We start from the raw sequence: 8,983 nt of genomic DNA on the forward strand, positions 1-8,983 counted from the left end.
GCCTAGCATGGCCAGCGCCGAAGCCCAAGCATCCGAACTGGCTTTCGACCGCCATTCGGGGCAAGATCGCGGACATGGCCGGCCTCGCCCCCTTTCACATCGCCTTTCCCGTCGACGACCTCGATGCCGCGCGCCATTTCTATGGCAGCGTGCTCGGTTGCCCCGAAGGACGGTGCGCCCCGGACTGGATCGACTTCAATCTTTACGGCCATCAGATCGTCGCGCACCGCGTCGACAGGCCGCGCACGCGGCCCGCGCATAATCCGGTCGACGGCCATGATGTGCCGGTGCCGCATTTCGGCGTCATCCTGCCGCCCGCCGAGTGGCAGGCGCTCGCCGAGCGGCTGAAGGCGGCGGGTACCGATTTCGTGATCGAACCGCACACGCGCTTTCCCGGCCAGCCCGGCGAGCAGTCGACGATGTTCTTTCACGACCCCGCGGGCAATGCGCTCGAGTTCAAGGCCTTTGCGGACCTCGGACAATTATTCGCCAAATAGCGGCGTCTTGTCTTGCCGCGTTTTCCAAACCGTCAGGCGATCCCGCCCGACTTGAAAACGCTCTAATGCCCGCCGCCCATTGAAATCTGCTTGGGGCGCGGCGCGAACCACACCGAGATGGCGGCGATCACGAACACCACCCCCGACGCGAGGAACAGGTGCAGCACCCCGATCGTCGAAGCCTGCACCTCGACCAGCCGCGCGATCGCCACGCGCGCCTGTTCGAGCGTGAAGCCGGCATTTTGCAGCGAGGTCATCGTCGCTTCGACATTGTTGAGCGAGGAGACCAGTTCGGAGCGCGCGGTGCTGCTCGCGTCGTCCCATGCGGTCGTCGCGATCGCGGTGCCGATCGCGCCGCAAAGCGTGCGCAGAAAACTCATCAGGCCGGCGGCCGAGGTCTGGTGCTGCGCGGGCACCGAACTCAGCGCGAGCGCGGTCAGCCCGACGAAGAAGAAGGGCATGCCGATCCCCTGCAGGATGTGCGGCAGCGCGAGCGTCCAGTAACCGACGTCGGCGTTCCAGCTCGCGCGCAGGACCGACATCACCGCCATCCAGAGAATGCCCGCGGAGATGGTGAGGCGCACGTCGATCTTGGTGATCAGGCCCGCGGCGACGGGTGACAGCAGCACCGCGAACACGCCGAGCCAGGCGACGATGAAACCGGTCTCGGTCGCGGTATAGCCCGCGACCTGCTGAAGCCACAAAGGCGTCAGCACGACCTGCGCGAAAAAGGCGCCAAAGCCGAGCGAGATCGCCATCGTCGCGAAGCTGAAGCCGCGGAAGCGGAAGATGCGCAGGTTGACGACCGGATTGGCGTCGGTCAGTTCCCAGATGACGAAGGCGGCGAAGCTGATCGCGGCGACGACCGCGAGACCGACGATCCAGACCGATCCGAACCAGTCATGCTCGCGCCCGGTGTCGAGCATGATCTGGAACGCGCCGACCGAGACGACGAGCAGGATCAGGCCGACGATGTCGATGCGTGCCTTGGCGCGCTTGGTCTCGAACGGCGACAGCAGCGTGAACACACCGAACGCGCAGATCGCGACGACGGGCAGGTTGATGAAGAAGATCCACGGCCAAGTCCAATTGTCGCTGATCGTTCCGCCGAGGATCGGGCCGAGGATCGGCGCGGTCGTCGTCGTCATCGCCCAGATTGCGAGGCCGATTCCGGCCTTTTCCTTCGGGAAGATGCGCAGCAGCAATATCTGCGACAGTGGCATCAGCGGGCCGCCGGCGAGTCCCTGGAGCACGCGAAACAGCACCAGCGCATCGAGCGTGCGCGATACCCCGCACAGGAAGGAGAAGATGCCGAAGCCGATGATCGAGATCATGAACCAGCGCACCGTGCCGAAACGCATCGCGAGCCAGCCGGTGAGCGGCACGCTGATCGCGTCGGCGACCGCATAGCTGGTGATCACCCATGTTCCCTGGGTGGGCGACACCGCGAGCCCGCCCGCGATATGCGGCACCGACACATTGGCGATCGTCGTGTCGAGCACGACGACGAAATTGGCGAGCGCGAGCGCGAAGGCGGCGACGATCAGCCGCGCGCCGGTGAGCGGTTGCGGCTCGGTAGGGATCGCGGAGGCGGGGGCGGCGGCGCTGGCCATGATATCAATTCCCGCGCGTGTCGATCGTGGCTTCCATCGACAGCCCGACGCGTAGCGGATGCGCCTTCAGCTGCTCCGGATCAAGCGCGATGCGCACCGGCAGGCGCTGGACGACCTTCACCCAGTTGCCCGTCGCATTCTGTGCGGGGATCAGCGAGAAGGCCGCGCCGGTGCCGCCGGCGATGCCGACCACCTTGCCGCGATAGACGACGTCGCCGCCATAATAGTCCGAGGTCAGCTCGACCGGCTGGCCGATCCGGATATCGCCGAACTGGCTTTCCTTGAAATTGGCGTCGACATAGGCGGTGCCGATCGGAACGATCACCATGATCGGCGCACCCGCGGCGATCCGCTGACCGACCTGCACCGCCCGGTTGGTGACGATGCCGTCGACCGGCGCGCGCAGCACGGTGCGGGCGAGGTCAAGCCGCGCCTTTTCGAGGCGCGCCTGGGCGGCGGCGACGTCAGGGGCGGTATCGATCGTCGTGCCGCGCACGATCGCTTCGGCGGCGCCAAGGTCGCCGCTCGCCGAGCCGCGCGTCGCTTCGGCCGAGGCGATTCCGGCGGCGGCGAGGTCGCGCGCGGCCGAGGCCGAGGCGAGCGCCGCGCGCGCGGCGGTGAGTTCTTCGCCCGACACCGCGCCGGTGCCCGCGATGCTTTCGCGCCGCGCCAGTTCGGCGCGCGCGCGTTCGACCGTCGCATTGGCATCGCGCAGCCGCGCCTTGGCCTGCGCGATGTCGGCGCCGCGCGCCGCAACGCGGGCACGCGCCGCGTCGGCGGTCGCATCGGCCTGGCTATAATGCTGGCGCGCGAGACGCAGCGCCGCTTCGGCGTCGGCGAGCGCGATGCGCTGATCGGCATCGTCGAGGATGACGAGGATGTCGCCCTTCTTGACCGCCTGCGTGCCCGCGACGCGGACTTCCTTGACCGGACCCGGAACGAGCGCGGTGACCTGCGCCGAATCGGCGCCGACATAGGCGTTGTCGGTGTGGACGCGCCCCGCTTGGGTCAGGAAATACCAGAGGCCCCACAGGATCGCGACCACGACCACGACGATCGCGAGGATGCTGAGCAATTTCTTGCGCTTCGCACCGTTGTTTTCGCTGTCCGGGATTTCGTGGGAGGCTTGGGGAGCGCCGGTTTCGGTCGCAGCCGTTTCGTCGGCCATCATTCGTCTCCTGTTGAATTGCGGGCCATATATCCGCCGCCAAGCGCGCGGATCAGGGCGATATCGAGCGAGAGCTGACGCGCCTCGATGTCGGCGACGGCGCGGTCGAGCGCGACCATGCTGTCCTCGGCGGTGAGCTGGACGATCTGGTTCGACAGGCCCGCGCGATAGCGCAGCCCGGCGAGTTTCGACGCTTCGGCGGCGGCGGTCAGCGCCTCGCGGCGCCCGGCGAGCTGGCGCGCGGTCGCGGCGCGGCTGGCGACGATGTCGGCGACATCGCGCAGCGCGCCGATCAATGTGCGGTCATAGGTCGCGACCGCCGCATCATAGTCGGCGCGCGACCCGCGATAGCGGCCTTGCAGCCGCCCGCCCTCGAAGATCGGCAGGCTGATCGCGGCGCCGCCATTGCCATATTCGGACCCCGATTTGAACAGGTTCGACAGGCCGAGCGACTGGAGCCCGACGAGCGCCGACAGGCTGATGTTCGGATAGAAATCGGCGCGCGCGACATCGGTGCGCTTCGCCGCCGCTTCGCTGCGCAAGCGCGCGGCGACGATGTCGGGACGGCGGCCGATGAGGTCGATTCCGGCATTGGCGGGAAGGCCGAGCGCCGGACGCGACAGCCGCGGACGGTCGATCGCGCGCCCGCGATCGGGCCCGGCGCCGAGCAGCGCGGCGATCCGGCTCTGCGTCGTCGCGACCGCCTCTTCGAGCGCGACGACGTCGGCGCGCGACGAGGCGGCGCGGCTTTCGGCCTGGCGCTGGCTCGCCTGATTTTCGATGCCGGCGCGGGCGCGTTCGCCCGACAGATCGGCGCTCGCGGTGCGGACGCGCACCGCCTCGTTCGCGACGTCAAGCGCCTGATAATAGCCCGCGAGATCCACATAAGCGGCCGCGATCCCGGTGGTGAGCATCAGCCGCGCCTGCGCCGCATCGACGCGCGCCGCCTCGGCCTCCGAGGTCGCCGCGGCGAGCGCGGCGCGGTTACGGCCCCAAAGGTCAATATCGAAGCTGAAGGTTCCGGCGATATGCCCGGTGTCCTGAATGCCGTCGGGAACGAAGGCCGGCGGAATGCCCATATTCTGGCTCTGCTGGACACCGCCCGCGCTCGCCTCGGCGCCGACGCGCGGCAGCAGCGCCGCGCCCGCCTGCTGCGCCATCGCCTCGGCAGCGCGGACGCGCGCGGCGGCGATCGCGAGGTCGGGCGAGCCTTCGAGCCCCTCGGCGATCAGCGCGCCCAGCTGCGCGTCGCCGAACCCCTGCCACCAGCCTTCGACGGGCCATTCGCCGTTCGCGTCGGCGAAGCTCGCCGCCGTCTCGAACGACTCGGCGGCCGCCGGAACGGGTTTCGGACCGAGGTCGGGAACGCTTGCGCAGCCGGCCAAAAGGGCGAAAAGCGCGGTTGTGAGAATTAATGATCGGGGCATGGCTTCCAACGATACTAGCTGGTATCATGCGCAAATGACCCTTGGAGACTGCGTTGTCAATCGAAATGATACCAGATAGTACGCCTGCTCTCGACGACGCGGCCGCGGCACGGCGCAAGGCATTCGTCGATGCGGCGCGCGAGCTGTTCTTCGCCAACGGCTATGCGGGCACGACGATGTCGTCGATCGCGAGCAAGGTCGGTGGCTCGAAGACGACGCTGTGGACCTATTTCCCGTCGAAGGAGGATCTGTTCGCCGCGGTGGTCGACGATATCGTCGCCCAATATGGCGATGCGCTCGCGATCGATCTGCCGCTCGACGAACCGGTGCCCGACGTCTTGCGCATCTTCGGCAATCTGCTGATGACCAAGCTGACCGCGACGCCGATCCTGTCGCTCTTTCGCCTCGTCGTCGGCGAGGCCGAGCGTTTCCCGCACCTCGCCGAGACCTTCTATGAACGCGGTCCGCGCCGTGGCAAGGCGCGCGCGGCCGACTGGGTCGGCGAAAAAATGGTGCGCGGCGAACTCAGAATGGGCGATCCGGTGCGCGCGGTGCAGCAATTCACCGGCCTGTGCCAGTCCGGCCTCTATCAATTCGCGATGCTCAACCTTCCCGAAAGCCGCGACCTTGCGCGCCTGCACGACGATGTCGACGCCGCGGTCGACGCCTTCTATCGCGCATGGCGGCCCGATGCCTAGGACCTGAACTTGCCCCGCCGGCCCTCCTGTGCAATAGGCGCCGCCCCGCAAGGGATCCCCATCGCTACAGGAGCATGTCATGGACAAGGCGGCCGCGAGCGCGCTCGGCCTCGATTTCGGCACGACGAACAGCGTCGTCGCACTTGCCGATGGCAAGGGCGGGACCGAGCTCGTCGCGTTCGGCGATGCGGGCGACGCGGTGTTCCGATCGGCGCTCTGTTTCTGGGAAGAGGAGCGCGGCTGGAACGGGATCGCGCACGAGGCGGGGCCGTGGGCGATCGACGAATATCTCCAGTCGCCGCTCGACAGCCGCTTCATCCAGTCGTTCAAGAGCGTCGCGGCGAGCCCGTTGTTCGAGCGCGCGATGATCTGGGGCAAGCCGTTTCGGTTCGAAGATATGGGGCGCCTGTTCTTGCAACGCCTCGTGGCGCATGCTGGCGGCGCGCTCGACGAACGGCCGCGCCGCGTCATCGTCGGACGTCCGGTCGAATATGCCGGTGCGCGCCCCGATCCCGAACTCGCTCGGCAACGGTATGACGCGATGCTCGCCGAATTCGGCACCGAAATATATTATGTCCACGAGCCGCTCGGCGCGGCGCACAGCTATGCCTCGCGGCTGACCGAGCCCGCAACGATCCTCGTCGCCGATTTCGGCGGCGGCACGACCGATTTCTCGATCGTCCGCGTCGCGGAGCCGGGCGCTCCGCGCCGCTGCGTCCCGCTCGCCTCGTCGGGGATCGGGATCGCCGGCGACCGCTTCGATTATCGCATCGTCGACCGGCTCGTGCTCCCGCTGCTCGGCAAGGGCAGCCATTATCGCTCGTTCGACAAGATTCTCGAGATTCCCGGCGGCTATTTCGCCGATTTCGGCGATTGGTCGCGGCTCGCGATGATGCGCAACCGGCGGGTCCTCGACGAGATCCGCCGCCTGCAACGCGACGCCGAGCGGCCCGATCTGATCGGGCGGATGATCGCGCTGATCGAACATGAGCAGGGTTTTCCGCTCTATGACGCGGTTGGCAAGCTCAAGCGCGCGCTGTCGAGCAGCGATCACGCCGAATTCCACTTCGCCGGCGGGGGCATCGAGATCGGCGCCGACGTAAGGCGCGCCGATTTCGAACAATGGATCGCCGATGACCTCGCGCGGATCGAAGCCGCGATGGACCAGGCGCTTGCGCGCGCTTCTGTATCGCCCGATGCGATCGACCGCGTCTTCCTGACCGGCGGATCGTCGCTGATCCCCGCGATCCGCGCGCTGTTCGCGCGCCGCTTCGGCGATGCGCGCATCGCGACCGGCGGCGAGCTCACCTCGATCGCGCACGGCCTCGCGCTGATCGGCGAGGAATCCGACCCCGCCGAATGGGCGGCTTGAGGCCGGACCAGCTACATCACCCGAAGAAGCGTAAGCGTCCGCTCCCGACGCAAAAAAAAAAGCCCGCGATCCCATAGGGACGCGGGCTTTTTGTTGGTTGCGGGAGTAGGATTTGAACCTACGACCTTCAGGTTATGAGCCTGACGAGCTACCGGGCTGCTCCATCCCGCGTCAACCAGCTCGACGGTCCTGCGGATCGCCGAAACAGCAAAAGGCCGGCATCGCTGCCGGCCTCTAACTTTGTGAATGGGTTTCCGTTTCGACCTTACGCCGGCCACAATGCCTGGCGACGTCCTACTCTTCCAACGCTTAAGCGGTAGTACCATCGGCGCTGTCAGGTTTCACGGCCGAGTTCGAGATGGGATCGGGTGGGTCACTGACGCCATGGTCACCAAGCAATGAAGCCGGCGTAGGGTCAAAAAGGGTTTCAATCGATGTCCGTGCAATACTGTCTGATCAATCATCCGCTTCGCGGACAAACCAGTCAGGCTTGTCGTTGATGGCGGGACTCTTAAGTGCGAATAGAGCAATTAGTATCGGTTAGCTCCACGCGTTACCACGCTTCTACATCCGATCTATCAACGTGGTGGTCTTCCACGGCTCTAAGAAATCTTATCTTGAGGGAGGCTTCCCGCTTAGATGCTTTCAGCGGTTATCCCGTCCATACATAGCTACCCTGCTGCGCGGCTGGCGCCACGACAGGTACACCAGAGGTATGTTCAACCCGGTCCTCTCGTACTAGGGTCAACTCCTCTCAAATTTCGACGCCCACGGCAGATAGGGACCAAACTGTCTCACGACGTTCTGAACCCAGCTCACGTACCACTTTAATTGGCGAACAGCCAAACCCTTGGGACCTGCTCCAGCCCCAGGATGTGATGAGCCGACATCGAGGTGCCAAACGATTCCGTCGATATGAGCTCTTGGGAATCATCAGCCTGTTATCCCCGGCGTACCTTTTATCCGTTGAGCGATGGCCCTTCCACTCGGGACCACCGGATCACTATGACCGACTTTCGTCTCTGCTCGACTCGTCAGTCTCGCAGTCAGGCAGGCTTATGCCATTGCACTCTAACAGACGGTTTCCAACCGTCCTGAGCCTACCATCGCGCGCCTCCGTTACTCTTTAGGAGGCGACCGCCCCAGTCAAACTACCCGCCACAGAGGGTCCCTGATCCAGTTTCATGGATCGAGGTTAGACATCAGAAAACAACAGGGTGGTATTTCACCTATGGCTCCACGACAGCTGGCGCCGTCGCTTCAAAGCCTCCCACCTATGCTACACAGTTCTTTCCTAATGCCACTCTGAAGCTGCAGTAAAGGTGCACGGGGTCTTTCCGTCTAACCGCGGGTACTCCGCATCTTCACGGAGAATTCAATTTCGCTGAGCATCTCCTGGAGACAGTGGGGAAGTCGTTACGCCATTCGTGCAGGTCGGAACTTACCCGACAAGGAATTTCGCTACCTTAGGACCGTTATAGTTACGGCCGCCGTTTACCTGGGCTTCATTTCGCAGCTTGCACCACTCCACTTAACCTTCAGGCACCGGGCAGGCGTCAGGCCCTATACGTCGTCTTGAAGCCGACTTAGCAGAGCCCTGTGTTTTTGCTAAACAGTCGCTACCCCCTGGCCTGTGCCCCCTGCAACTGGTTGCCCAGATGCAGGGCCTCCTTCTTCCGAAGGTACGGAGGCAATTTGCCGAGTTCCTTCAGGAGACTTCTCTCAAGCGCCTTGGTATACTCTACCATCCCACCTGTGTCGGTTTAGGGTACGGTCTATAATGGAGGGGCTATTTCCTGGAACCTCTTCAAAGCCTGACCAATCCAATAAGATCAGACAATTTACGAGATCCGTCACACACCTCCAGGCCCACGAATATTAACGTGGTTCCCATCGACTACCCCCTTCGGGCTCGTCTTAGGGGCCGGCTTACCCTGCTCAGATTAGCTTTAAGCAGGAACCCTTGGGATTTCGGCGAGAGGGCATCTCACCCTCTTTATCGCTACTCATGTCAGCATTCGCACTTCCGATACCTCCACGACCCATTACCAGATCGCTTCATCAGCCTACGGAACGCTCCGCTACCGCGTGTATTGCTACACACCCTAAGCTTCGGTGCACGTCTTGAGCCCCGTTACATTTTCGCCGCAGGAACCCTTATTTAGACCAGTGAGCTGTTACGCTTTCTTTAAAGGATGGCTGCTTCTA

Annotated in this window: 6 protein-coding genes, 1 tRNA gene and 2 rRNA genes (1 of these 9 cut by a window edge); 3 read left to right on the plus strand and 6 right to left on the minus strand. The window is 64.5% G+C overall.

Annotated features, from left to right (window positions below):
• The first annotated feature begins 74 nt into the window (after positions 1-74).
• Positions 75-497 (plus strand): VOC family protein, encoded by a 423-nt coding sequence (locus tag GGR90_RS04100; RefSeq protein ID WP_167920808.1) that lies wholly within the window; start codon positions 75-77, stop codon positions 495-497.
• A gap of 62 nt (positions 498-559) precedes the next feature.
• Here the strand turns inward: GGR90_RS04100 and GGR90_RS04105 are convergent, their stop codons facing one another.
• From GGR90_RS04105 to GGR90_RS04115, 3 genes are read right to left on the minus strand one after another with little or no spacing between them, the layout of a single operon-like run.
• Positions 560-2,110: a DHA2 family efflux MFS transporter permease subunit gene (locus GGR90_RS04105; RefSeq protein WP_167919564.1), complete on the minus strand. Its 1,551-nt coding sequence runs from the start codon at positions 2,108-2,110 to the stop codon at positions 560-562.
• Positions 2,111-2,114: 4 nt separating this feature from the next.
• Entirely contained in the window at positions 2,115-3,278 is a 1,164-nt protein-coding gene (locus tag GGR90_RS04110; protein ID WP_167919566.1) for an HlyD family secretion protein, read from the minus strand.
• On the minus strand, positions 3,278-4,663 hold the full coding sequence (locus tag GGR90_RS04115) for an efflux transporter outer membrane subunit (protein ID WP_342449883.1): 1,386 nt from the start codon (positions 4,661-4,663) through the stop codon (positions 3,278-3,280). Before GGR90_RS04115 ends, GGR90_RS04110 begins: the two co-directional genes overlap by 1 nt.
• Before the next feature lie 107 nt (positions 4,664-4,770).
• Between GGR90_RS04115 and GGR90_RS04120 the strand changes: the two genes are divergently transcribed.
• Positions 4,771-5,403 carry a TetR/AcrR family transcriptional regulator gene (locus GGR90_RS04120; protein ID WP_245198385.1) on the plus strand — a complete coding sequence of 211 codons (633 nt, stop codon included), beginning with the start codon at positions 4,771-4,773 and terminating at the stop codon, positions 5,401-5,403.
• A 79-nt stretch (positions 5,404-5,482) separates the two neighbouring features.
• The gene (locus GGR90_RS04125) at positions 5,483-6,775 is read left to right on the plus strand and encodes an Hsp70 family protein (protein WP_167919572.1); all 1,293 of its coding nucleotides are present in this window, start codon (positions 5,483-5,485) and stop codon (positions 6,773-6,775) included.
• A 94-nt stretch (positions 6,776-6,869) separates the two neighbouring features.
• Here the strand turns inward: GGR90_RS04125 and GGR90_RS04130 are convergent.
• The 3 genes from GGR90_RS04130 to GGR90_RS04140 form a co-directional block, all read right to left on the minus strand.
• A tRNA-Met gene (locus GGR90_RS04130) sits at positions 6,870-6,946 on the minus strand.
• A gap of 110 nt (positions 6,947-7,056) precedes the next feature.
• Positions 7,057-7,171 (minus strand): 5S ribosomal RNA (gene rrf / locus GGR90_RS04135).
• Between the two features lie 115 nt (positions 7,172-7,286).
• A 23S ribosomal RNA gene (locus GGR90_RS04140) occupies positions 7,287-8,983 on the minus strand; it runs 1,123 nt beyond the window's last position.

Origin of the sequence: Sphingopyxis italica, from assembly GCF_011926545.1 — a bacterium.
Classification (GTDB): domain Bacteria; phylum Pseudomonadota; class Alphaproteobacteria; order Sphingomonadales; family Sphingomonadaceae; genus Sphingopyxis; species Sphingopyxis italica.

What these genes read in the sequence shown, in the direction of transcription:
- GGR90_RS04110 (WP_167919566.1), bottom strand. Translation starts at nt 3,278, where the DNA reads ATGGCCGACGAAACGGCTGCGACCGAAACCGGCGCTCCCCAAGCCTCC.
- GGR90_RS04105 (WP_167919564.1), bottom strand. Translation starts at nt 2,110, where the DNA reads ATGGCCAGCGCCGCCGCCCCCGCCTCCGCGATCCCTACCGAGCCGCAA.
- GGR90_RS04125 (WP_167919572.1), top strand. Translation starts at nt 5,483, where the DNA reads ATGGACAAGGCGGCCGCGAGCGCGCTCGGCCTCGATTTCGGCACGACG.
- GGR90_RS04120 (WP_245198385.1), top strand. Translation starts at nt 4,771, where the DNA reads ATGATACCAGATAGTACGCCTGCTCTCGACGACGCGGCCGCGGCACGG.
- GGR90_RS04100 (WP_167920808.1), top strand. Translation starts at nt 75, where the DNA reads ATGGCCGGCCTCGCCCCCTTTCACATCGCCTTTCCCGTCGACGACCTC.